A 22,268-nucleotide genomic window follows, 5' to 3' on the forward strand; every position below is an offset into this window, starting at 1 on the left:
TTGGTACCCATGATTAGCACACTGCTTACCAAGATTATCGGCAGCCGGAACGACAGAACGCTCAAGGCTTTGCGCAAAATTGTAAAACAGATCAATGCCATGGAGCCGCAGTTCGAGGCTCTGTCCGATGCCGAGTTGCAGGCCAAGACGGCCGAGTACCGTCAGCGTATCGAGCAGGGCGAGACTCTGGAGCAGCTGTTGCCGGAAGCGTTTGCAACCGTGCGTGAGGCCTCCAAGCGGGTATTTGGCATGCGTCACTTCGACGTGCAGCTGATCGGCGGCATGGTGCTCAACTCCAACCGCATCGCTGAAATGAAGACCGGTGAAGGTAAGACTCTTACCGCCACTTTGCCGGCTTACCTGAACGCCCTGAGTGGCCGTGGCGTCCACGTGGTCACGGTGAACGACTACCTGGCCAAGCGTGATGCGGAAGCGAACCGTCCGCTGTTCACCTTCCTCGGTATGACCGTTGATTGCAACGTGCCCGGCATGGATGCGTCCCAGAAGCGCGACGCCTATGCCGCTGACATCACCTACGGTACCAACAACGAATTCGGTTTTGACTACCTGCGCGACAACATGGCGTTCTCGCCGGAGCAGCGCGTCCAGCGTCCGCTCAACTACGCGCTGGTGGATGAGGTTGACTCGGTGCTTATCGATGAAGCCCGAACTCCGCTCATCATCTCAGGCCCGGCCGAAGATAGCTCCGAGCTCTATATTCGCGTCAACAAGCTGATCCCGCTGCTGGTCAAGCAGGATAAGGAAGACACCGAAGAGTACACCGGCGACGGACACTACACGGTGGACGAGAAGAACCGTCAGGCTTTGCTGACCGAAAACGGCCAGATCTTCGTGGAAGAGCTGCTCAAGAAAGAGGGGCTGCTGGATGAGAACGACTCGCTGTTTTCCGCCTCCAACATCAGCCTGCTGCACCACGTTAATGCGGGTCTGCGTGCTCACACCCTGTTCGAGCGCAACGTGGACTACATCGTCCAGAAGGACGAGATCGTCATCGTCGATGAGCACACCGGTCGTACCATGCCGGGTCGTCGCTGGTCCGATGGTCTGCATCAGGCCGTTGAAGCGAAGGAAGGGGTCAAGATCCAGAACGAGAACCAGACGCTGGCCTCCATCACCTTCCAGAACTACTTCCGTCTCTACAACAAGCTGGCGGGCATGACCGGTACTGCGGATACCGAAGCCTTTGAATTCCAGCAGATTTACGGCCTGGATACCGTGGTTATTCCGACCAACCAGCCGATGGTGCGTAAAGACATGGGTGATCTGGTCTACCTGACCGCCAATGAGAAGTATGCCGCCATCATCGAAGACATCCGTCAGTGCGTGGCTAAAGGCCAGCCGGTACTGGTCGGTACCGTCTCCATCGAGAACTCCGAACTGCTCTCCGGCATCCTGACCAAGGAGAAGATCCCGCACAAGGTGCTGAACGCCAAGTTCCACGCCATGGAAGCGGAGATCGTTGCTCAGGCTGGCCAGACTGGCGCGGTCACCATCGCGACCAACATGGCCGGTCGTGGTACCGACATCGTGCTGGGCGGCAACTGGCAGGCTGAAATTGCCAAGATGGAGAACCCGACCAGCGAGCAGATTGCCGAGCTGAAAGCGGCCTGGCAGGTGCGTCACGATGCGGTACTGGCCGCCGGTGGTCTGCACATCATAGGTACCGAGCGCCACGAATCCCGTCGTATCGACAACCAGTTGCGTGGCCGTTCCGGTCGTCAGGGTGACCCGGGTTCCTCCCGTTTCTACCTCTCCATGGAAGATACCCTGATGCGGATCTTCGCCTCCGATCGCGTGACCGGCATGATGAAGAAGCTGGGCATGGAAGAGGGCGAAGCCATCGAGCACCCGTGGGTCACCAAGGCGATCGAAAACGCCCAACGCAAGGTGGAAGGTCGTAACTTCGACATCCGCAAGAGCTTGCTGGAGTTTGATGACGTTGCCAACGACCAGCGCAAGGTGGTCTATGAGCAGCGCAACGAGCTGCTGGATACCAACGATATCTCCGAGACCATTCATGTCATCCGTGACGACGTTTACGGTGCGGTGATCGATGAATACATTCCGCCCCAGTCTCTGGAAGAGATGTGGGACGTGCCGGGTCTGGAAGCGCGCCTGAAGGCTGACTTCGCGCTGGATCTGCCGCTGCAACAGTGGCTGGCAGAAGATGACAAGCTCTATGAAGAGAAGCTGCGCGAGCGGATTCTGGACGAAGCGACCAAGCTCTATGCCCACAAGGAGGAGCTGGTCGGTAAAGAGGTACTGCGCAACTTCGAGAAGGCGGTGATGCTGCAGACTCTGGATGGCCTCTGGAAAGAGCATCTGGCAGCTATGGACCACCTGCGTCAGGGCATTCATCTGCGCGGCTACGCCCAGAAGAACCCCAAGCAGGAGTACAAGCGCGAGTCCTTCGATCTGTTCACCCAGATGCTGGAAACCCTCAAGCGCGACGTGGTCAGCATCCTGAGCCGTGTTCAGGTACAAGAGCGTGATGTAGAAGCGATGGAAGAGCAGCAGCGCCAGCAGGCTGAAGCGGCCCCCCGCACCTACACCCATGCCGCCGCAGAGAGCCAGCTGGCAGACGAAGAGAGCGCGGAAGAGGGTCACACCACCTTCGTGCGCGACGAGCAGAAGGTTGGTCGCAACGATCCTTGCCCCTGTGGTTCCGGCAAGAAGTACAAGCATTGCCACGGTCAGTTGACCTGATCGACCCGATGCCAGAAAAGGCGGGCCCAGTGCCCGCCTTGTTATTGGTGGTGATGGACGCAGTATCATCCAACGTTAGGTATCATCGGCAAGGTCGCCCCATATGGATGTTGGGGGTATCGTGCGGGCCGATGACGCACATAGTGCAAAGGTAACAAGATGGAACAGAAAAAACGGATCTGGGTGGCAGTTGGTGTCATCGAGAATGAACAGGGCGATATCTTCATCGCCAAGCGCTCTTCAGACCGCCATCAGGGTGATCGCTGGGAGTTTCCCGGTGGTAAGGTGGAGTCGGGCGAGGATCTGCTCACTGCGCTTGATCGGGAGCTGTGGGAAGAGATCGGTATCCGGGTGCAGGATTGCGCTCCTTTCATGGAGCTGCACCATGACTATCCCGAGAAGCAGGTACTGCTCGATATCTGGAAGGTGACCCGTTTCAGTGGCGAGCCGTTCGGTAAAGAGGGTCAGGAGTGTCTGTGGGTGCCGGTGGCTGAGCTGCACAACTACCACTTCCCCGATGCCAACGGCCCGATTGTGGCGCGGCTACAGGGCCTGCTGGCTTGAACCGGTAGCAATCAACAAGCATCAAAAAAGGGCCCATCGGCCCTTTTTTGATATTGCAGAGGTGAGTGACCAGTGGCTTATAGCCACTGATCGCCCTCTTCCGGCTCCGGCAGCAGATCCGGGTTGATCTCCCCCGGGATCCGCTTCTCTTCATCGGCCCACTCGCCGAGATCGATCAGCTGGCAGCGTTTGCTGCAGAAGGGGCGAAACGGACTCTGCTGACCCCATTCCAGTTCGGTTTGGCAAGTCGGGCACTTGACCGTGGTGACCATGGCGACTCCTTAGCAGCAGGCGAGCTGGAACGGCACATCGCCAATCGGTTGTTCTGCGGTGGGCAGAAAGCGCAGGGCGAAGCGGTTCTTGTGGCCGCTCAGGGTCGGGTAGCAGAAGAGGTTACCCGGTAGCTTGATGCGGATAAGCTCGGCGCTCTCGGCGGTATCCTGGAAGAAACCGTTGCTGGCAACCTGCTCACTGAAGCTGCCTGACTCGCGCCACAAGCGCAGCAGCAGAGTGATGGCATTCATCAGCAGGTTGATATCGCTCAGCCAGCCCTGCATCTGCTGGTGACGGGCGATGGCCGGGGTGCCGAGCCAGTGGTGCAGTTGCGGCACATCGAAGGCGCACAGCCCCCCGGGAATGGAGAAGCGTTGGCGGATGGAGCCGAGCAGCCGATCCTCTTTCAGGCGGGCCCCCGGGCGTGGCGAGTTGAGCAGGTTGCGGGAGAGCTGGCTGCTCTCTTGCTGCATCTGCTTGATCTGTTCCAGATCGACATCGGGCAGGCTGGCCCAGTGGCTCAGACGCTGGCCGAGACGCTCCAGATCCTTGATCAGGTCGGCACGCAGGTCACCACGCTCCAGCAACTCCTGCAGATCGAACAGCCCCTTGAAGAAGGCGATATGTGCCCAAGGCTGGTCGTTCTCCAGATTGTCGCGGATCTGGGAAAACAGGGATTCCAGACGAAGATAGGTCCGGCTTTTTTCATTGAGGGGGAAATCGTAAATCATGCCTAATCCTGGCCAGCCATAAATCCGGCCTAGTGTACTCACTGTTAACCAGCTTGTTGAGAGGCAAATGCCAGATATGTTTCGTGCAGCGTTAAAATCCGCGTTTTTATGGCCATTTCGCTGCCATTTCCGTTCTCGATGACATCATCTGCCGCTGCCATGCGCTCCGACCGGTTCGCCTGTGCCGCGATGATGGCCTTGGCCTGTTCGGCGGTAACGCCATCCCGGCGGCAGGTGCGCTCGATTTGGGTCGCCTCGTCCACATCGACTACCAGTACCCTATTGGCCAGGCCGGTGAGCTTGTTTTCCACCAGTAGCGGCACGACCAGCAGGCAGTAGGGGGAGTGGGCTGCGGCACACTGGCGCTGCATCTCGCTGCGAATGAGCGGGTGGAGCAGGGCATTGAGCCATGCTTTGGCTGATGGGTCACTGAAGACCTGTTCGCGCAGGCGGCGGCGATCCAGCTGACCGTCAGGGGTGATGACATCAGGGCCAAAGTGGTCGGCGATGGCCGCGAGAGCCGGGGTGCCGGAATCAACGACCTCGCGGGCAATCACATCGGCATCCACGACGTCGATGCCCAGCTCGGCAAACTGGTTGGCAATTGTCGTCTTGCCGCTGCCGATGCCGCCGGTTATTGCAACTACATACATGAGTCAGAGCGCCTGTTTCAGAGGATGGTGGTGAGATACCAGCGGGTGATGGTATCGCCCCATAGCAGTGCAATCCAGCCTGCGATGGCGAGGTAGGGGCCAAAGGGGATGGGGTTACCCTGATGGTGTTTGCGCAGGGCAATGAGCGAGATGCCGATGATGGCACCAACCAGGGATGAAAGCAGCAGTATGATCGGCAGTGCCTGCCAGCCGAGCCAGGCTCCCAGTGCCGCCAGCAACTTGAAGTCACCATAGCCCATCCCTTCCTTGCCGGTCAGCAGTTTGAAAGCCCAGTAGAGGCACCAGAGCACCAGATATCCTGCCATGGCGCCGATCACAGCATCAGCAAGCGGTGCAAAACCACCGATCAGGTTGAACAGCAAACCGCCCCACAGCAACGGCAGGGTCAGCTGGTCTGGCAGCAACATCTTGTCGAGATCGATAAAGGTGAGGGCCACCAATACCCAAGTCAGCAGCAGGGCGGCAAGGGCCCCCCAACCTGGTGAAATCACCATGGCTACGGCCACCGAGAGGAGTGCTGTCAGCAGTTCAACCAGCGGATAGCGGGCCGAAATAGGGGCTTGGCACTCATTACACCGTCCCTTGAGCCAGAGCCAGCTCAACAGCGGGATGTTTTCCAGTGCTGTGATGGCATGGCCGCAATGGGGGCAGGCGGAGCGCGGTACCATCAGGTTGTAGCGCTCTGGCGCAGTGGCCTCCTCATCGGGGGCAAAGTAGCTGCGATACTCGGCCTGCCACTCCCGCTCCAGCATGATGGGCAAGCGGTGAATGACCACGTTAAGGAAACTGCCGATCATCAGGGAGAAGATAAAAACCAGTGAAAAGTAGAGCCAGGGCAAGCCGTGAGCCAGCTCGAGAAGAAGTGTCATAACCAACCGTTCGTGTGAAGAGCTATATCCTTGAGATCACGGCACATTGGTGAGTGTCGCAGCCTCGGTCTTTATTTGGAGTCGGGCTTAATGTATCACGTCGCCTAGCTTGAAGATGGGCAGGTACATGGCGACAACCATGCCGCCAACCAGTACCCCGAGCACCACCATGATGAGGGGTTCCAGCAGGCTGGTGAGACCATCGACCAGATCATCCACCTCTTGTTCGAAGATGGTGGCGACCTTGGAGAGCATATCATCGATGGCACCGGACTCCTCACCGATCATCACCATCTGGATCACCATATCGGGGAAGAGATCGACGGTGCGCATCGCCACGTTGATCTGCATACCGGCCACCACCTCGTTGCGGATGGCCAGCACAGCGGTGCGATAGACATAGTTGCCAGAGGCGCCCGCAGCCGAAATCAGCGCATCCACCAGCGGGATACCAGCTGAAAAGGTGGTCGATAGGGTGCGAGCAAAGCGTGCCATGGCCGCCTTGTGCAGGATCATTCCGACCACTGGGATAGTGAGTACAAACTTGTCGGTGTTGTCTTTCACCTTCTGCGAGGCTCGCCAGGCTCGCACGTAGAGGAAGATGGCAAGGGCTGTTCCACCAAAGAAGAGATACCACCAGTTCTGCATAAAGCGCGAGATGCCGATTACAAATCGGGTGAAGGCGGGCAGCTCGGCGCCGAAACTTTTGAAGATATCCTCGAACTGGGGAATGACGAACAGCAGCAGAATAGAGGTAACGATGATGGCTACCAGGATGACCATAGTGGGGTAGAACATCGCTTTTTTGATCTTGGACTTGAGTGCTTCCGATTTCTCCCGATAGGTGGCGATGCGGTCGTAGATGGTCTCCAGCGCCCCGGATTGCTCACCCGCTTCCACCAGATCGCAGTAGAGATCATCAAAATAGAGAGGATGGCGACGCAGCGCCTCTGACATAGGGGTACCGGTCTCTACATCGGCGGCAATTTCTCCCATCAGCTCGCGCATGGAGGCCTTCTCGTGGCTGCGGGCGATGATCTGCAGGCTCTGTACCAGGGGGACGCCAGCGGAGAGCATGGTGGTGATCTGGCGGGAGACGATGGCGATATCCATCGGTTTGATTTTGGCGCCGCCCTTGGAGAAGAGTCCCTGAGATTTCTTGGCCACCTTGGTGACATTGACCCCCTGCTTGCGCAGTTCGGTCTTGACGGTATTGATGCTGTCGGCCTGCAGCTCACCGGAGACTTTCTGCCCCTTGCGGTTTACCCCATGCCAGCGGAAAGCGAAGACTTTCTTGGGGGCATTGTTCTTTTTCGTTAGGGTTGCCATCTTTGCATCCTGCAATGGGGTTGGGCGTCAGAGACAGGCTCCGTGCGTTTCCAACCTGATCAAGGTGTCCGACTGGCCTGCTGCCAACGGGGCGCTTGTTGTGGTGGGGTACCTTCTTGGCGCCCGCCCAGTAACTTGAATGTCTGATTACTCTGTTGTCCAGGCTATCATCTATTCCGTATTTGTGAACGACAGCTACCCTTTGCCAATTGAACCGTTGAATCGCTCAGCCATGTGAATTAGTTGGTGGTCACCCGGTTGACCTCGGCCAGACTTGTGACCCCGAGTCGGGCCTTCTCCAGTCCGGAGGTACGCAGGGTTCGCATCCCCTCCTTCTGGGCGATGGCGGCGATTTGCAGTGAGTTGGCCCCCTGCATAATCAATTTGGCGATGTTCTCCGACATCAACATGATTTCGTATATGCCGACCCGACCCTTGTAGCCGCCAGAGCACTCCTTGCAACCGACCGGTTTGAACAGTCGCAATCCGGCCGCTAGCTGTTGCGGGGTAAAGCCCAGCTCCAGCAGTTCGGCTTCCGGCACCACCTCCGGCGCTTTGCAGTGATCACAAAGTTTGCGCGCAAGTCGCTGGGCCATGATCAGGGTCACCGAGGAGGCTATGTTGAAGGCGGGTACCCCCATGTTCATCATCCGGGTCAGGGTCTCTGCTGCCGAGTTGGTGTGCAGGGTTGAGAGCACCAGGTGACCGGTTTGTGCTGCCTTGATGGCGATTTCAGCGGTTTCGAGATCGCGGATCTCCCCCACCATCACCACGTCCGGGTCTTGCCGCAAGAAGGAGCGCAGGGCGCTGGCGAAAGTGAGCCCCGCCTTGGGGTTGACCTGCACCTGGTTGACTCCGGGCAGGTTGATCTCCACCGGATCTTCGGCGGTGGAGATGTTTACCTCGGTGGTGTTGAGAATATTGAGGCCAGTATAGAGCGATACTGTTTTACCTGAGCCGGTGGGGCCGGTCACCAGGATCATCCCCTGTGGCTTGGAGAGGGCTCGAAGGTATTGCGCTTTCTGTCGGTCATCAAAGCCGAGTTGCTCGATATTGAGACGTGCCGCCGAGGAGTCGAGCAGACGGATAACGATTTTCTCGCCCCACATAGTGGGCAGGGTGTTGACCCGCATATCCATCGACTTGTTGCGTGATAGCTTCAACTTGATGCGGCCATCCTGCGGTAGCCGCCGCTCGGCGATATCGAGGCGAGCCATCACCTTGAGGCGGGCTGAGAAACGGTTGGCCAGATTGACTGGCGGTGTGGCGATTTCATGCAGGATGCCATCGATACGAAAGCGTACCCGGTATTTGAATTCATAGGGTTCGAAGTGCAGGTCTGAGGCGCCGCGTTTGATGGCGTCCATCATGATCTTGTTGATGTATTTGACTATGGGGGCATCATCATCAGCGGTATTGACGCTTTCATCCAGTCGACTGCTCTCATCGGATACTTCGAGGTCGGATATTTCAGATTCGTCGATATCCTCCATCCCGAGGGCATCGCTTTCGCTCTCCAGCAATTTTCCTATTGCCGCAGTAAGTTTGTTCTCCTCGACCAGCAGCGCTTCGGTATGCAGGCCAAAGCTGAAACCGAAATCTTCCAGTGCCGACACATTGGTCGGGTCAGACATGGCGATATAAAGGGTGTGCCCTTGCGTGTAGATAGGCAGCACATGATGCTTCTCAATCAGCTTCTGATTGAGGTACTTCTGCGGGATCTCGGCCAAATCGAAGGCGGCAAGATCCAGCAGAGGTACCCCATACTCCAGCTCGCAGAAATCGGCGAGAGCCTTGCTCTCAAGGATCTCGTTCTCGATCAGGAAGGTTACAAAGGGTTTACGCTGGGCCTTGGCCTGGCTCAGATAGCGCTGGGAGTCCTCCTCACTTATCAGTGAAGAGGCGGCCAGGCTTAATGCCAGGCCGCTATTGGGACTAGAGGTCATGGATTTATTGGCAAAGGCCTGCAGTGGCACATGAACCACTGGCTGCCCAGACGAGTGTTCCGTTGGTTGGTGTTGGAGTCAAAATATATGTTTCACCGTTTAACGGGGAAGTAGTGACAGCTGTTGCGGTAATGACACCGTTAGTGGTGGTCATAGATGCGAGAAGCCCTGTAGCTCCCGAAGGGTTGGCCGGGACGCCGTTTGAGCCTGCAGTACATCCAGTAATGGTGCCTAAATTGCTGTAACAAATTTCAACAGCTGTTTTTGCAGCACCAGTAGCGGATACAACTTCGGTGAATTTAGCTTTTTTGGTGTAGTTCTGGTAAGCAGGTAAAGCGACCGCGGCCAGAATTGCAACGATCGCGACTACGATCATCAGTTCGATAAGGGTAAAACCTGATTGTTTCTTCATTTCAAATATCCTTTTGTCCTTGGTTCCTGGGAAGTGCCGATGGAAAATCATCCACACGTCAGTATCTTATCCGAGCTATCAAGGGTGGCAACAGAGATCGCTGCCTTTGTTAACCACTTTTCTGTCATTTGCTAAAAACATGATGAAAATCATATAGCAAGCAGCTTCTATCGACTCTTTTTGCTAGTTGTAAAGGGCCCGCCATCACACTCCTTATGCTGAGGGTTCCTGCCATAAAGAAAAGGCGCCTGAGGCGCCTTTTGCAAGATCCATGATCTGTTATCTATCTTCCCGTTTTGCGAGGGAGTTACATGCATCTTTCTATCAGAGAAAGCGCATCGAGAGGTCGAGCGCCCGCACATGCTTGGTCAGGGCTCCCACAGAGATAAAATCGACGCCGGTGGCGGCAAATTCGGCCAGGGTATCGAGGGTGACATTACCGGATACTTCCAGCTTGGCGCGGCCCTGATTGATGGCGACAGCCTCACGCATCATGGCAACATCGAAGTTGTCCAGCATCACGATATCTGCGTTGGCCGCCAGCGCCTGCTCCAGTTCGGCCAGCGATTCGACCTCTACCTCTACCGGTTTGCCCGGATTGAGATGACGAGCCTCATTAATCGCTTCGGCGATGCCGCCGCAGGCAAGGATATGGTTTTCCTTGATTAGGTAGGCGTCATAGAGACCGATGCGGTGGTTCTTGCCGCCGCCACAGGTTACCGCGTACTTCTGGGCAGTGCGCAGCCCCGGGATAGTCTTGCGGGTGTCGAGTAGCCGGCAGTCGGTTTCCTCCAGTTCAGCCACATAGCGAGCGGTGAGGGTGGCAACGCCGGAGAGGGTCTGGACGAAGTTGAGTGCATTGCGCTCGCCAGTCAGCAACAAGCGGGCTGGGCCATGGAGGCGGAACAGCTCCTGATTGGGGGATATTACCTCGCCATCCTGCACCTTCCACTCCACCTTCACCTCGCCGCCGAGTTGTACGAACACCTCGTCGACCCATGGCTGGCCGCAGAATACACCGGCCTCACGGGTGATGATCCGGGCACTGGCCATCCGGTCGGCCGGGATCAGCTGGGCCGTGATATCGGCACTGGCGTCCGGTTGGTCCAATGCGGTGAGGGCATCGCCCAGATCTTCGAGTAGTGCGGCGCGTACGGCGCGGCTGACATCCTGTTGAAACATGCCTTATTCCTGCAAGGGTCTGAGCAGCAGTTGCCGCTCTTTTTGAACCAGCTCCAGCCGGCCCAGGGCGTTCATGCCAACCAGCACCTCGTCGCCCTCAGCCGCCGGATTGATAAAGATGGCCAAATCGTACAAGGTCAATGGCCCCATCGCCAGCGTTTCGATGGTGCCGTTGCCGACCCGGATCTGACCCGCAGCCGTGTTGACCTGGCTGCTGCCGCGGGCTGTCAGACCCAGCCGCTTGGCAACCTGCTGCGGGATGGTGACACGAGTGGCACCGGTATCGAGCAGCAGTTGCACCGGGTGGCCGTTGATGGCACCCTCCAGACGATAGTGGCCGCTCTGGTCGGCTTGCAGCAACAGTTCGCCGCTGGCGGTGACGCTGGGTTGGCTGCGGGAGTGAAAATAGAGGGTCAGTAGACCCATCAGAGAGAGCCAGGCCAGTAACCACATCCAGCGTGCCGTGTGCTGCATATCTCATCCATTGCGAGCGGAAGATGACTCAGCCTAACACACAATTTTCCACTGATTCAGCGGCTTGGTGACGAGATGCCAGCCCGGATCGCGCTTTTCTGTTCAACTCGTATCGAGTAGCCGATGACCCATCCTGACCCCATTTTTTCCATCGATGATGCCGGCTGGTGCCAGCAGGCTCGCCGGGTTCCCTCTCCCCATCACAACGAACGGGCCGCGCCGGACGATATCTCCCTGCTGGTGGTTCATGGCATCAGCTTGCCGCCGGGGGAGTTTGGCGGCCCCTTTATCGACGATCTCTTTATGGGACGCCTTGATCCTGCGGCTCACCCCTATTTTGCCGGTATCCATCAGCTGCGGGTATCGGCCCACTGCCTGATCCGCCGCGATGGCGAGTTGGTGCAATATGTGCCGTTTGGTGCGCGAGCCTGGCATGCAGGAGTATCGAGTTGGCAGGGGAGGGAAGCGTGCAATGACTTCTCCATCGGTATTGAACTGGAAGGGACTGACGAGACCCCCTATACCGAGGCTCAGTATCGGGCACTGGCGGGGCTCACCCGAGCCATTTCCGCCAGTTATCCGGCGATCACTCACGAAAAAATTGTCGGTCATTGTGACATCGCACCAGGGCGCAAGACGGATCCAGGCGCCAGTTTCCAGTGGGATTATTACCGGCAGTTATTAAACAGCTAAAGCAAACATTAAAATTTAGTTTAGTTTTCAAAATCAATGGCTTGCCGATTTGGCAGGCCATCTTTGTTTCTGGTTGCGCAAATGTTATTTGTGAGCGCAGTCAAGAATATTGGTCAGACCAATTTCTATGAGCTAAATCATGTTTGTGCCGCTTTACCCCTTAAGTGGTGGGTTTGAATCTTGATTCAGATCATCTTTTGGGTGGACTTTTCAAAAGGCCTCTGCTAATTTTCGCCCCATCCATGAAATTGGTAATACCAATTTAACAAAGTAGCCCCATGCCCTATCGCAAGATTACGCAACCCAAGTTGGCCGACTCCATTGTCGCCGAGCTGGAACAGATGATTCTGGAAGGCAGCCTGCAGCCGGGGCAGAAATTGCCTCCCGAGCGGGAACTCGCCATCCAGTTTCAGGTATCGCGCCCTTCGCTGCGTGAAGCCATCCAGCGGCTGGAGGCCCGCGGGCTGCTTTATCGCCGTCAGGGCGGTGGCACTTATGTGCAGAATGCCCTGAGCAAGGGAATGGCCGATCCCCTGTTTGAACTGCTCAGCACTCACCCGGAAGCCCGGTATGACCTGCTGGAGTTTCGCCACGCGCTGGAAGGCATCTGTGCCTACTACGCGGCGTTGCGGGGGACCGAATCTGATTTCGAGCGGATTCGTCAGGTACAAACCACCATCGAAGAGGCGGGCCAACTGGGCTCGCTGGTGGCCGAGTCGGCAGCCGTTACCCAGTTTTATCTGGCGGTGGCCGAGGCGTCCCACAACGTGGTGCTGCTGCATCTGCTGCGGGCCATGGGCCCGATGCTCGAACAGAACATTCTGCAAAATAACGAGATTTTGAATCGCCGCCCGGGAGTAGTCGCCAAGATCCGTCGCCATCGTGCGAATCTGATCGAGGCTATTCTTTCGGGGGCTCCGGAGCGGGCCAGAACAGCTTGTCATGAGCATCTGGCCTTTATCGAGGACACCTTGTTGGATATGCAGAGGGAAGACAGCCGGATCCAGCGATCCATGCGTCGGATCCGTCAGCAGGAAAACTAATCCCACAAGGCTCTATTGTCGAATGCTTGCGCCCTTCGTCGTGCAATGCCGTGCAATCACAACAAAATAGGAACCAGCCATGTCTGATATCCTGAAGAACGATGTGGACCCGATAGAAACGCTGGAGTGGCTTGCCTCTCTGGAATCCCTGCTGCGTGAAGAGGGTCCGCAACGCGCTCAGTTCATCCTTGAACAGTTGGCCGAGAAAGCCCGCGTAAGCGGTGTTGACGTGGCTGCCAAGGCAAACCGCGATTACATCAATACCATCCCGTCCAGCGACGAGCCGGACTACCCGGGCGACCTGGAGATGGAGCGCCGCATTCGCGCTATCATCCGCTGGAACGCCATGATGATCGTGCTGCGCGCCTCCAAGAAAGACCTGGACCTGGGTGGTCACATGTCTTCCTTCGCTTCTTCTGCGACCATCTATGATGTCTGCTTCAACCACTTCTTCCGTGCTCGCAACGAGAAGGATGGTGGTGACCTGGTTTACTTCCAGGGTCACATCTCCCCGGGCATCTATGCTCGCGCCTTTGCTGAAGGTCGTCTGACCGAAGAGCAGCTGGACAACTTCCGTCAGGAAGTGGACGGCAAGGGTATCCCTTCCTATCCGCACCCGAAACTGATGCCGGACTTCTGGCAGTTTCCGACCGTTTCCATGGGTCTGGGCCCCATCGCCGCCATCTATCAGGCTCGCTTCCTGAAGTACCTGACCGACCGTGGTATCAAGGATTGCTCCGAGCAGACCGTTTACGCCTTCCTGGGTGACGGCGAGATGGACGAGCCGGAAGCCAAGGGTGCCTTGACTGTTGCCGTGCGTGAAAAGCTCGACAACCTGGTATTCGTGGTCAACTGCAACCTGCAGCGTCTGGATGGTCCGGTTGTCGGTAACGGCAAGGTTATCAACGAGCTGGAAGGCCTGTTCGCTGGCGCCGGCTGGGACGTGACCAAGGTCATCTGGGGTCGCAAGTGGGATGAGCTGCTGCGCAAGGATACCTCCGGCAAGCTGATCCAGCTGATGAACGAGACCGTGGACGGTGACTACCAGACCATGAAGTCCCGCGACGGTGGCTACATCCGCGAGCACTTCTTCAACCGTTATCCGGAAACTGCCGCGCTGGTCAAAGACATGACCGACGAGGAGATCTTCGCTCTGAACCGCGGTGGTCACGATCCTCGCAAACTGTTCGCGGCGTTCAACAAGGCGACCCAGACCAAGGGCAAGCCGACCGTTATTTTGGCCAAGACCATCAAGGGTTACGGCATGGGTGAAGCGGCTGAAGGCAAGAACATCGCTCACCAGGTCAAGAAGATGGAGCTGGACTCCGTGCGTCACCTGCGTGACCGCTTCAACCTGCCGGTGGCCGACGAGCAGCTGGCCGATCTGCCTTACCTGAAGATCGAAGCCGGTTCTGCCGAGCACAAATACCTGCACGACCGTCGCGCCGCCCTGAAAGGCTATCTGCCGACCCGTCTGCGCGAAAGCACCACCAAGCTGGAAATCCCGGCGCTGGATGCCTTCGGCCCGCTGCTGGGTGAGCAGGCGCGCGAAATCTCCACCACCATGGCGTTCGTGCGTTCCCTGAACGTGATGCTGAAAGACAAGTCCATCGGAAAGCGCATCGTGCCGATTCTGGCTGACGAAGCCCGTACCTTCGGTATGGAAGGTCTGTTCCGCCAAATCGGTATCTACAGCCCACACGGTCAGCAATACACCCCGCAAGACCGCGACATCGTCTCCTACTACAAGGAAGACAAGCAGGGTCAGGTTCTGCAAGACGGTATCAACGAGCTGGGCGCCATGTCATCCTGGCTGGCTGCTGCGACCTCTTACAGCACCAACGATTGCCCGATGATCCCGTTCTACATCTACTACTCCATGTTCGGCTTCCAGCGGATCGGCGACATGGCGTGGGCAGCAGGTGACCAGCAAGCCCGTGGCTTCCTGCTGGGTGCGACCTCCGGTCGTACTACCCTGAACGGCGAAGGTCTGCAGCACGAAGATGGTCACAGCCACATCCTGGCGAACACCATCCCGAACTGCATCTCCTACGACCCGTCCTACGCCTATGAAGTGGCGGTGATCGTACAGGACGGCCTGCGCCGCATGTACGGTGAGAACCCGGAGAACGTGTTCTACTACATCACCACCCTGAACGAGAACTATGCCATGCCGGCCATGCCGGAAGGCGCCGAGGAAGGCATCCGCAAGGGTATCTACAAGCTGGAATCCGTAGCCGGTGCCAAGGCGAAAGTTCAGCTGCTGGGTTGTGGTTCCATCCTGGGTCACGTACGCACTGCCGCCCAGATCCTGGCCAGCGAGTACGGCATCGGTTCCGATGTGTTCAGCGTCACCTCCTTCAACGAACTGGCCCGTGACGGTCAGGACGCGGATCGCTGGAACATGCTGCACCCGACCAGCGATGCTCGCGTACCATACATCGCTCAGGTACTGGGTTCCGAAGCCACCATCGCTGCGACTGACTACATGAAGTCCTTCGCCGATCAGGTTCGCGCCTTCGTTCCGACCGAGAACTACCGCGTGCTGGGTACCGACGGTTACGGCCGTTCTGACAGCCGTGCCAACCTGCGTCGTCACTTCGAAGTGAACGAGTTCTACGTGGTGGTTGCTGCCCTGACTGAACTGGCCAAGCGCGGCGAGATCGACAAGCAGGTTGTGGCCGATGCCATCGCCAAGTACGGCATCGATGCCGACAAGGTCAACCCGCTGTACGCGTAAGAGGATCAAGTGTCGTGTCGGGACTTGTTACCCGGCACGACCTTGCAAAGGTTAACGCGAGATACGCGTGAGGGCGGTCAGCCAGTCACGCGGATCGACGCAAGAGGATAAAGCACAATGTCCAAACAGATTATGGTGCCGGATATCGGCGCCGATGAAGTTGAAGTCACCGAGATCATGGTGGCCGTGGGTGACAAGGTCGAGCTGGACCAGTCCATTATCGCGGTAGAAGGCGACAAGGCTTCCATGGAAGTCCCGGCCCCGTCCGCCGGTATCGTCAAAGAGATCCTGATCAAGGTGGGCGACAAGGTTGCCACCGGTTCCCAGATCATGATCTTCGAAGCCGAAGGCGCTGCTGCTCCTGCAGAAGTTGCCGCACCGGTTGCTGCTGCTCCGGCCGCCGCACCTGTCGCTGCCGTGCGCAAAGATGTGCACGTACCGGACATCGGTGACGACGAAGTGGACGTGACTGAAATCATGGTTGCCGTGGGCGACATGGTTGAAGCTGACCAGTCCATCATCGCTGTGGAAGGTGACAAGGCCTCCATGGAAGTGCCTGCGCCGTTCGCCGGTCGCGTGGTCGAGATCAAGGTTGCCGCTGGCGCCAAGGTCTCTACCGGTTCTCTGGTGATGGTATTTGAAGTGGCTGGCGCTGCACCTGCTGCCGTTGCTGCTCCGGCTCAAGCTGCCGCGCCCGTGGCTGCTGCTCCGGTTGCCGCTGCTGCCAAAGAGGTCAATGTACCGGATATCGGTGGCGACGAAGTGGAAGTCACCGAGATCATGGTTGCGGTGGGTGACAAGGTTGAAGCCGACCAGTCCCTGATCGCCGTGGAAGGTGACAAGGCCTCCATGGAAGTGCCTGCGCCGTTCGCCGGTGTGGTCAAAGAGATCAAGGTGAAGGCGGGTGACAAGGTCTCCACCGGTTCCCTGATCATGGTCTTCGAAGTGGCTGGTGCTGCGCCTGCTGCCGCACCGGTTGCACAAGCTGCCGCTCCGGTCGCTGCAGCCCCTGTTGCCGCAGCTCCGGCTCCGGTTGCCCAGGCTGCTGCCGCTGCGACCGATTTCGTTGCCAACGACGCTTACGTGCACGCCTCCCCGGCAGTACGCCGTCTGGCGCGCGAGTTCGGCGTCAACCTGGCCAAGGTGAAAGCCTCCGGTCGCAAGGGCCGCATCGTCAAAGAAGACGTGCAAGCCTATGTGAAGGATGCCATCAAGCGTGCCGAGTCCGCTCCGGCTGCTGGCACCGGTACTGGCAACGGCATGAGCGTTCTGCCGTGGCCGAAGGTCGATTTCAGCAAGTTCGGTGATGTGGAAGAGGTCGATCTGACCCGCATCCAGAAGATCTCCGGTCCGAACCTGCACCGCAACTGGGTCATGATCCCCCATGTCACCCAGTTCGACGAAGCCGATACCACCGAGCTGGAAACGTTCCGCAAAGAGCAGAACGCGATGCTCGAGAAGCAGAAGTCGGATGTGAAGATCACCCCGCTGGTGTTCATCCTGAAAGCTGCCGCCAAGGCGCTGGAAGCTCACCCGCGCTTCTGCAGCTCCCTGTCCGAAGATGGCAGCAAGCTGATCATGAAGAAGTACATCCACATCGGTGTGGCGGTTGATACCCCCAACGGTCTGGTTGTGCCCGTGGTGCGCGATGTTAACAAGAAGGGCATCATGGAGCTGTCTCGCGATTTGGCCGAGATCTCCAAGAAGGCCCGTGCCGGCAAGCTGACCGCTGCCGACATGCAGGGCGGTTGCTTCACCATCTCCAGCCTGGGTGGCATCGGTGGTACCAGCTTTACCCCGATCGTCAACGCGCCGGAAGTGGCTATCCTCGGTGTTTCCAAGTCCGAGATGAAGCCGAAGTGGAACGGCAAAGAGTTCGCGCCGCGCCTGATGCTGCCGCTGGCTCTGAGCTACGACCACCGCGTGATCGATGGTGCTGATGGTGCTCGCTTCATCACCACCATGAACGGCGTGCTGTCCGACATTCGTCGACTGGTCCTGTAAGTGAGAGGGCGGGCCCAGAGCCTGCCCTTTTTACTTCTCATTTCATTAACATGATCGTAAACTTGCCCCGTTTTTTCACGGCTGCAGCGGCCTCTTGTTTTACAACGAAAAGAAGGCATAAGACTGCGCTGTCCGGGGATACAAGAACGACAAAGAGGTCATGATGAGTAAAGAAATCAAAACCCAGGTCGTAGTACTGGGTGCTGGCCCTGCCGGTTATTCCGCTGCTTTCCGTGCGGCCGATCTGGGTCTGGATACCATTATCGTCGAGCGTTACTCCACCCTGGGTGGCGTCTGCCTGAACGTGGGTTGCATTCCCTCCAAGGCCCTGCTGCACGTAGCCAAAGTGATTGAAGAAGCCAAGGCGCTGGCCGAGCACGGCATCGTCTTCGGTGCGCCGCAGACCGATATCGACAAGATCCGTCTGTGGAAAGAGAAGGTTATCAACCAGCTGACCGGCGGTCTGGCTGGCATGGCCAAGATGCGTAAAGTTCAGGTTGTGAACGGTTTCGGCAAGTTCACCGGCCCGAATACCCTGGAAGTGACCGGGGAAGACGGCAAGACCACCGTTACCTTCGACAACGCCATCATCGCAGCGGGTTCCCGTCCGGTGAAACTGCCATTCATCCCCCATGATGACCCGCGCGTATGGGACTCTACCGATGCGCTGGAGCTGAAAACCGTTCCCGGCAAACTGCTGGTTATCGGTGGCGGCATCATCGGTCTGGAGATGGGTACCGTTTACTCCTCCCTGGGTTCCGAGATCGACGTGGTGGAATTTGCCGACCAGCTGGTTCCGGCTGCTGACAAAGACATCGTCAAGATCTACACCAAGCGCGTGGCCAAGAAGTTCAACATCATGCTGGAGACCAAGGTCACTGCAGTTGAAGCTCGCGAAGATGGCCTGTACGTCTCCTACGAAGGCAAGCACGCTCCGGCCGAGCCGGTTCGTTACGACAACGTGCTGGTTGCCGTAGGCCGTGTGCCGAATGGCAAGATGCTGGATGCCGAGAAGGCTGGCGTTGCCGTGACCGAGCGCGGTTTCATCGAGGTGGACAAGCAGCTGCGTACCAACGTGGCGCACATCCATGCTATCGGTGACATCGTCGGTCAGCCGATGCTGGCTCACAAAGGTGTACACGAAGGCCACGTTGCCGCCGAAGTGATCGCTGGCAAGAAGCACTACTTCGACCCGAAAGTGATCCCGTCCATCGCCTACACCGAGCCAGAGATGGCATGGGTCGGTCTGACCGAGAAAGAGGCCAAGCAACAAGGGCTGAACTTCGAAGTGGCCACCTTCCCGTGGGCCGCTTCCGGTCGCGCCATTGCCTCTGATTGCTCCGACGGTATGACCAAGCTGATCTTCGACAAGGAGAGCGGCCGCGTCATCGGTGGTGCCATCGTCGGTACCAACGGCGGTGAACTGCTGGGTGAAATCGGTCTGGCCATCGAGATGGGTGCTGACGCTGAAGATATCGCGCTGACTATCCATGCTCACCCGACTCTGCATGAGTCCGTGGGTCTGGCTGCCGAAGTATTCGAAGGCTCCATCACCGACCTGCCGAACGCCAAGGCCAAGAAGAAAAAGTAATTTTCTTCTCCGCTTGGATAAAAAAGCCGCTCAATCGAGCGGCTTTTTGTTTTTGGTTGCCTGGCGAAGGGAATTAGCAGCGTCCCTTCTTGGCCTGTCCCGGTGGGCAGAAGGTACCACTGCCACCGCTGCTGCCATCCGTCACCCGGATCCGGGTATCGTCCACACTCACATCGGCGCCATGCACCCGCACCGGCCCGCTGCTGCAGGCGCAGAGCAGGCTCATCAGCAACCCCACGACTATCTGTTTGCCCATTATGCCTCCCGTTGTTTCTCCGATTATGACCGATTGCGCCTTGACTGCACTGGGGCGGCAAGGGCGCAGCGTCATGGCATGGCGCGCAGATAAGAAAGGGTGTCATAGCGATCTTGTTTTGGTTCCGGATGGGCTCTAGCGTGGTTGGAAAGTTGCTGGCCTGCCAGCCATGCCGGGTGGGGATGGTGTTGCTACCCACACTATGGCCATTCAGGATGCGGATTGACGGTTGCGCTAACTGCCCTGCACCTTATAGTAGAGGCCAACCTTGGTGACTGACCCTATGAATAATATGGAAAATATGATGCGCAGCTTAGGTGCGGGATGGACCCGTCTGCTTTTGGTGATCCTGGCGGTTTGCCCGCTGCTGGCCATGGCGGCACAGGGTGATCGCCCGAAAATTGCGGTGGTGCTCAGCGGCGGCGGCGCCAAGGGATCGGCCCATATCGGCATCCTCAAGGTGCTGGAAGAGAAGCGCATTCCGGTCGACATCATAGTGGGCACCAGCATGGGCTCCTATGTGGCGGGCATGTACGCCATGGGACTCAGTGCCGAAGAGGTGGAGCGCACCACCTTGGCTATCGACTGGAACAAGGGTTATCAGGACAAGGTGGGCCGCGATGAGCTCTCTTTGCGCAAGAAACAGCAGAACGAGCAGTATCAGCTACGCACCGACATCGGGGTGAATGGCGACACTACCCAGCTGCCGGATGGTTTCTTCCAGGGCCAATCCATGGCCAGTCTGCTGCGGGGGGCCACCTCCAACCTGCCGGTTCAGCAGAGTTTCGACGATTTGCCGATCCCTTATCGCGCCATGGCAACCGATATGGAGACGGTGACTCCCTTCGTACTGGATCACGGCAGTCTGGCCAAGGCGATGCAAGCTTCGATGTCCATTCCCGGTGCGCTCAAGCCGGTGGACTGGGAGGGGCACATCCTGGCGGATGGCGGCAGCGTCAACAACATGCCGGTGGACGTCGCCAAGGCGATGGGGGCCGATGTGGTGATCGCGGTGGATATCAGCGCCAAGTTGCGTACCCGCGAATCCTTGAAGTCTGGGTTGGCGATGATCGACCAGCTCACCACCTACATGACCCAAGTGGGTACTGACAAGCAGAAGGCGCTGATGGGGCCCAAGGATATTCTGCTTGCCCCCGAGTTTGGCGATATGGGTATTGCCGATTTTGCCCGGATGCCTGAGGGGATCAAGATCGGTGAGGCGGCAGCTGACAAGGCGTCGCTGCAACTGGACCGGTTATCGCTGACCAAAGAGCAGTACAACGACTATCGCAACCAGAAACTGAGCCGTCGTGCCGAACGTAGCGGTCAGCCTGCCTATTTCATTGACGAGGTGGAGATCATCAACAAGTCCCGCCTCTCCGATGAGACGGTGCGCGCCATGCTGAATGTGCGTCCGGACAAGATCCAGACCAACGAGAGTCTGGAAGCGGGCATTCGCCGCCTTTATGCGCTGGAGTCGTTCGATCGCATCACCTATGAGGTGGAGGAGCGCGATGGCGAGAACGTGCTGGTGGTCGATGCCAGCGAGAAGAACTGGGGGCCGGGTTACCTCAACTTCCAGTTCGGCTTCACCGATGACTTCGAGAATACCTCCAACTACAACGTTGGCATGTCCTACACCCTCACCAACGTCAACGACTGGGGCGCCGAGTGGCTGACCGAAGCGTCGCTTGGCACGGCCAAACATATCAAGACCGACTTCTATACCCCGCTGGAGCCTTCCCAGACCTTCTATGGCGAGGCGAGCCTGGCCTATGACCAGACGCTGCGTCGCCTCTACTTCCCCAATCAGGATCTGGAGACGGCATCGATCACCTATCTCGATACCGATTACTCCTTCTTCAGCTCCGATGTGGCGGTAGGTTGGAACCGTCAGCCATGGAGCCGCCTGTCGATGGGGTTGGAGGGGCAGGCTGGCACCATTGATGTGAAGAATGCCAAGGGACTGGAGATGGATGCGAAAGCCTGGGGTCCCTATGTCCAGTTTGAACACGATAATCTGGATAGCCGCTACTTCCCCTATCAGGGGGCAAGGTGGGATATGAAACTGGGTTACTCTCACGTCACGGCGGATGGATTGAATACGGGCAGTGGTCGTAGTGAAGGGTGGAACTATCAGGTTGCCATGATCAAACCCTGGTCATGGGATAGGCACAGTCTCAACCTGATGCTGGAAGGGGGCGGGTCAGGCAGTGCAGAGGTGGTGCCACTCCATATTCAGGATCTGGGCGGGCTATTCCGGCTCTCCGGATTCCAGCGCTACCAGCTGAGCGGCCGCTACAGCCTGTTTGGCGGCCTGCGTTACATCTACCGGGTGGCGGACAACGACTTCGGTGCGCTCAAGGTGCCGCTCTATCTGGGGGGATCTATCGAGCAGGGGGGCGTCTGGAACAAAGGGGAGCAGATCAGTCTGGAGAGTTCGTTTACCGCCGGATCTCTGTATGTCGGGGTAGAGAGTTTCCTCGGTCCGATCTTCCTTGGCTACGGCATGGCTGAGGGGGGCAATGACGTCTTCTATCTGCAATTGGGCAGTACGTTCGAATAATGCCGAATTGATGCCAATTTGTTAACTCAGATTTGTGATGGTCAATTAATTTTCAAAAAATGCCAGTCTGTTTAATTGGTTACGATCTTGTGGCGAATAAGTAAACAGGGTTTGGATTTTAATTAGTCGTTAAAACTTATATAGTGGGGAGCACCCTACGGGGTGTCCTGCAAGGACGATCGCCGCGAGCCAGG

At 57.7% G+C, this 22,268-nt stretch carries 18 protein-coding genes; 8 read left to right on the plus strand and 10 right to left on the minus strand.

Features of this window, described 5'->3' with window-relative positions; all coding sequences use genetic code 11:
* Nucleotides 1-9 precede the first annotated feature (9 nt).
* Both secA and mutT read left to right on the plus strand, forming a co-directional pair.
* A complete protein-coding gene (secA, locus tag ACE1BR_RS08790; protein WP_374869410.1) occupies nt 10-2,727 on the plus strand; it encodes a preprotein translocase subunit SecA in 2,718 nt (905 codons plus the stop codon).
* Between the two features lie 159 nt (nt 2,728-2,886).
* Nucleotides 2,887-3,291, plus strand: a complete 405-nt coding sequence (mutT, locus tag ACE1BR_RS08795) for an 8-oxo-dGTP diphosphatase MutT (protein WP_374869411.1) — start codon at nt 2,887-2,889, stop codon at nt 3,289-3,291.
* 77 nt (nt 3,292-3,368) lie between these two features.
* Here mutT and yacG read toward each other — a convergent pair whose 3' ends face one another.
* The 9 genes from yacG to ACE1BR_RS08840 all read right to left on the minus strand — a co-directional run bounded on the left by yacG (nt 3,369) and on the right by ACE1BR_RS08840 (nt 11,181).
* Nucleotides 3,369-3,563: a DNA gyrase inhibitor YacG gene (gene yacG, locus ACE1BR_RS08800; RefSeq protein ID WP_374869413.1), complete on the minus strand. Its 195-nt coding sequence runs from the start codon at nt 3,561-3,563 to the stop codon at nt 3,369-3,371.
* Between the two features lie 9 nt (nt 3,564-3,572).
* A complete protein-coding gene (zapD, locus tag ACE1BR_RS08805; protein ID WP_374869415.1) occupies nt 3,573-4,295 on the minus strand; it encodes a cell division protein ZapD in 723 nt (240 codons plus the stop codon).
* Between the two features lie 44 nt (nt 4,296-4,339).
* Nucleotides 4,340-4,948: a dephospho-CoA kinase gene (gene coaE / locus ACE1BR_RS08810; protein ID WP_374869418.1), complete on the minus strand. Its 609-nt coding sequence runs from the start codon at nt 4,946-4,948 to the stop codon at nt 4,340-4,342.
* Nucleotides 4,949-4,965: 17 nt separating this feature from the next.
* Nucleotides 4,966-5,838 (minus strand): prepilin peptidase, encoded by an 873-nt coding sequence (locus ACE1BR_RS08815; protein ID WP_374869420.1) that lies wholly within the window; start codon nt 5,836-5,838, stop codon nt 4,966-4,968.
* 87 nt (nt 5,839-5,925) lie between these two features.
* Nucleotides 5,926-7,167, minus strand: a complete 1,242-nt coding sequence (locus ACE1BR_RS08820) for a type II secretion system F family protein (RefSeq protein ID WP_374869422.1) — start codon at nt 7,165-7,167, stop codon at nt 5,926-5,928.
* Nucleotides 7,168-7,406: 239 nt separating this feature from the next.
* The gene (tapB, locus tag ACE1BR_RS08825; protein WP_374869424.1) at nt 7,407-9,113 is read right to left on the minus strand and encodes a PilB family type IVa pilus assembly ATPase TapB; all 1,707 of its coding nucleotides are present in this window, start codon (nt 9,111-9,113) and stop codon (nt 7,407-7,409) included.
* Nucleotides 9,114-9,117: 4 nt separating this feature from the next.
* Nucleotides 9,118-9,525 (minus strand): prepilin-type N-terminal cleavage/methylation domain-containing protein, encoded by a 408-nt coding sequence (locus ACE1BR_RS08830; protein WP_374509214.1) that lies wholly within the window; start codon nt 9,523-9,525, stop codon nt 9,118-9,120.
* A gap of 324 nt (nt 9,526-9,849) precedes the next feature.
* Entirely contained in the window at nt 9,850-10,707 is an 858-nt protein-coding gene (nadC, locus tag ACE1BR_RS08835) for a carboxylating nicotinate-nucleotide diphosphorylase (RefSeq protein ID WP_374869427.1), read from the minus strand.
* Nucleotides 10,708-10,710: 3 nt separating this feature from the next.
* Nucleotides 10,711-11,181 carry a TIGR02281 family clan AA aspartic protease gene (locus tag ACE1BR_RS08840; protein ID WP_033115375.1) on the minus strand — a complete coding sequence of 157 codons (471 nt, stop codon included), beginning with the start codon at nt 11,179-11,181 and terminating at the stop codon, nt 10,711-10,713.
* 123 nt (nt 11,182-11,304) lie between these two features.
* Between ACE1BR_RS08840 and ampD the strand changes: the two genes are divergently transcribed.
* From ampD to lpdA, 5 genes are all read left to right on the plus strand, one after another.
* Nucleotides 11,305-11,874, plus strand: coding sequence for a 1,6-anhydro-N-acetylmuramyl-L-alanine amidase AmpD (ampD, locus tag ACE1BR_RS08845; protein WP_374869429.1), 570 nt, complete (start codon nt 11,305-11,307; stop codon nt 11,872-11,874).
* 278 nt (nt 11,875-12,152) lie between these two features.
* A complete protein-coding gene (gene pdhR, locus ACE1BR_RS08850) occupies nt 12,153-12,917 on the plus strand; it encodes a pyruvate dehydrogenase complex transcriptional repressor PdhR (RefSeq protein ID WP_275057321.1) in 765 nt (254 codons plus the stop codon).
* Nucleotides 12,918-12,996: 79 nt separating this feature from the next.
* Nucleotides 12,997-15,657, plus strand: coding sequence for a pyruvate dehydrogenase (acetyl-transferring), homodimeric type (aceE, locus tag ACE1BR_RS08855; protein WP_374869431.1), 2,661 nt, complete (start codon nt 12,997-12,999; stop codon nt 15,655-15,657).
* A gap of 117 nt (nt 15,658-15,774) precedes the next feature.
* A complete protein-coding gene (gene aceF, locus ACE1BR_RS08860; RefSeq protein WP_374869433.1) occupies nt 15,775-17,661 on the plus strand; it encodes a pyruvate dehydrogenase complex dihydrolipoyllysine-residue acetyltransferase in 1,887 nt (628 codons plus the stop codon).
* Nucleotides 17,662-17,824: 163 nt separating this feature from the next.
* A complete protein-coding gene (gene lpdA / locus ACE1BR_RS08865) occupies nt 17,825-19,252 on the plus strand; it encodes a dihydrolipoyl dehydrogenase (RefSeq protein ID WP_374869435.1) in 1,428 nt (475 codons plus the stop codon).
* Nucleotides 19,253-19,325: 73 nt separating this feature from the next.
* On the opposite strand, the gene ACE1BR_RS08870 is transcribed toward lpdA, so the two are convergent.
* Nucleotides 19,326-19,508, minus strand: a complete 183-nt coding sequence (locus ACE1BR_RS08870; RefSeq protein ID WP_182928023.1) for a hypothetical protein — start codon at nt 19,506-19,508, stop codon at nt 19,326-19,328.
* 304 nt (nt 19,509-19,812) lie between these two features.
* Here ACE1BR_RS08870 and ACE1BR_RS08875 point away from each other — a divergent pair, with 304 nt between their 5' ends.
* Complete coding sequence (locus ACE1BR_RS08875) at nt 19,813-22,074, plus strand: patatin-like phospholipase family protein (protein WP_374869437.1); 2,262 nt, start codon at nt 19,813-19,815, stop codon at nt 22,072-22,074.
* Nucleotides 22,075-22,268: the final 194 nt, after the last annotated feature.

Source organism: Aeromonas sp. MdU4, assembly GCF_041929505.1.
Classification (GTDB): Bacteria; Pseudomonadota; Gammaproteobacteria; order Enterobacterales; family Aeromonadaceae; genus Aeromonas.

What these genes read in the sequence shown, in the direction of transcription:
- ACE1BR_RS08875 (WP_374869437.1), top strand. Translation starts at nt 19,813, where the DNA reads ATGCGCAGCTTAGGTGCGGGATGGACCCGTCTGCTTTTGGTGATCCTG.
- ACE1BR_RS08870 (WP_182928023.1), bottom strand. Translation starts at nt 19,508, where the DNA reads ATGGGCAAACAGATAGTCGTGGGGTTGCTGATGAGCCTGCTCTGCGCC.
- ACE1BR_RS08830 (WP_374509214.1), bottom strand. Translation starts at nt 9,525, where the DNA reads ATGAAGAAACAATCAGGTTTTACCCTTATCGAACTGATGATCGTAGTC.
- aceF (WP_374869433.1), top strand. Translation starts at nt 15,775, where the DNA reads ATGTCCAAACAGATTATGGTGCCGGATATCGGCGCCGATGAAGTTGAA.
- mutT (WP_374869411.1), top strand. Translation starts at nt 2,887, where the DNA reads ATGGAACAGAAAAAACGGATCTGGGTGGCAGTTGGTGTCATCGAGAAT.
- nadC (WP_374869427.1), bottom strand. Translation starts at nt 10,707, where the DNA reads ATGTTTCAACAGGATGTCAGCCGCGCCGTACGCGCCGCACTACTCGAA.
- coaE (WP_374869418.1), bottom strand. Translation starts at nt 4,948, where the DNA reads ATGTATGTAGTTGCAATAACCGGCGGCATCGGCAGCGGCAAGACGACA.
- pdhR (WP_275057321.1), top strand. Translation starts at nt 12,153, where the DNA reads ATGCCCTATCGCAAGATTACGCAACCCAAGTTGGCCGACTCCATTGTC.
- tapB (WP_374869424.1), bottom strand. Translation starts at nt 9,113, where the DNA reads ATGACCTCTAGTCCCAATAGCGGCCTGGCATTAAGCCTGGCCGCCTCT.
- ACE1BR_RS08820 (WP_374869422.1), bottom strand. Translation starts at nt 7,167, where the DNA reads ATGGCAACCCTAACGAAAAAGAACAATGCCCCCAAGAAAGTCTTCGCT.
- aceE (WP_374869431.1), top strand. Translation starts at nt 12,997, where the DNA reads ATGTCTGATATCCTGAAGAACGATGTGGACCCGATAGAAACGCTGGAG.
- yacG (WP_374869413.1), bottom strand. Translation starts at nt 3,563, where the DNA reads ATGGTCACCACGGTCAAGTGCCCGACTTGCCAAACCGAACTGGAATGG.
- zapD (WP_374869415.1), bottom strand. Translation starts at nt 4,295, where the DNA reads ATGATTTACGATTTCCCCCTCAATGAAAAAAGCCGGACCTATCTTCGT.
- lpdA (WP_374869435.1), top strand. Translation starts at nt 17,825, where the DNA reads ATGAGTAAAGAAATCAAAACCCAGGTCGTAGTACTGGGTGCTGGCCCT.
- ACE1BR_RS08815 (WP_374869420.1), bottom strand. Translation starts at nt 5,838, where the DNA reads ATGACACTTCTTCTCGAGCTGGCTCACGGCTTGCCCTGGCTCTACTTT.
- ampD (WP_374869429.1), top strand. Translation starts at nt 11,305, where the DNA reads ATGACCCATCCTGACCCCATTTTTTCCATCGATGATGCCGGCTGGTGC.
- ACE1BR_RS08840 (WP_033115375.1), bottom strand. Translation starts at nt 11,181, where the DNA reads ATGCAGCACACGGCACGCTGGATGTGGTTACTGGCCTGGCTCTCTCTG.
- secA (WP_374869410.1), top strand. Translation starts at nt 10, where the DNA reads ATGATTAGCACACTGCTTACCAAGATTATCGGCAGCCGGAACGACAGA.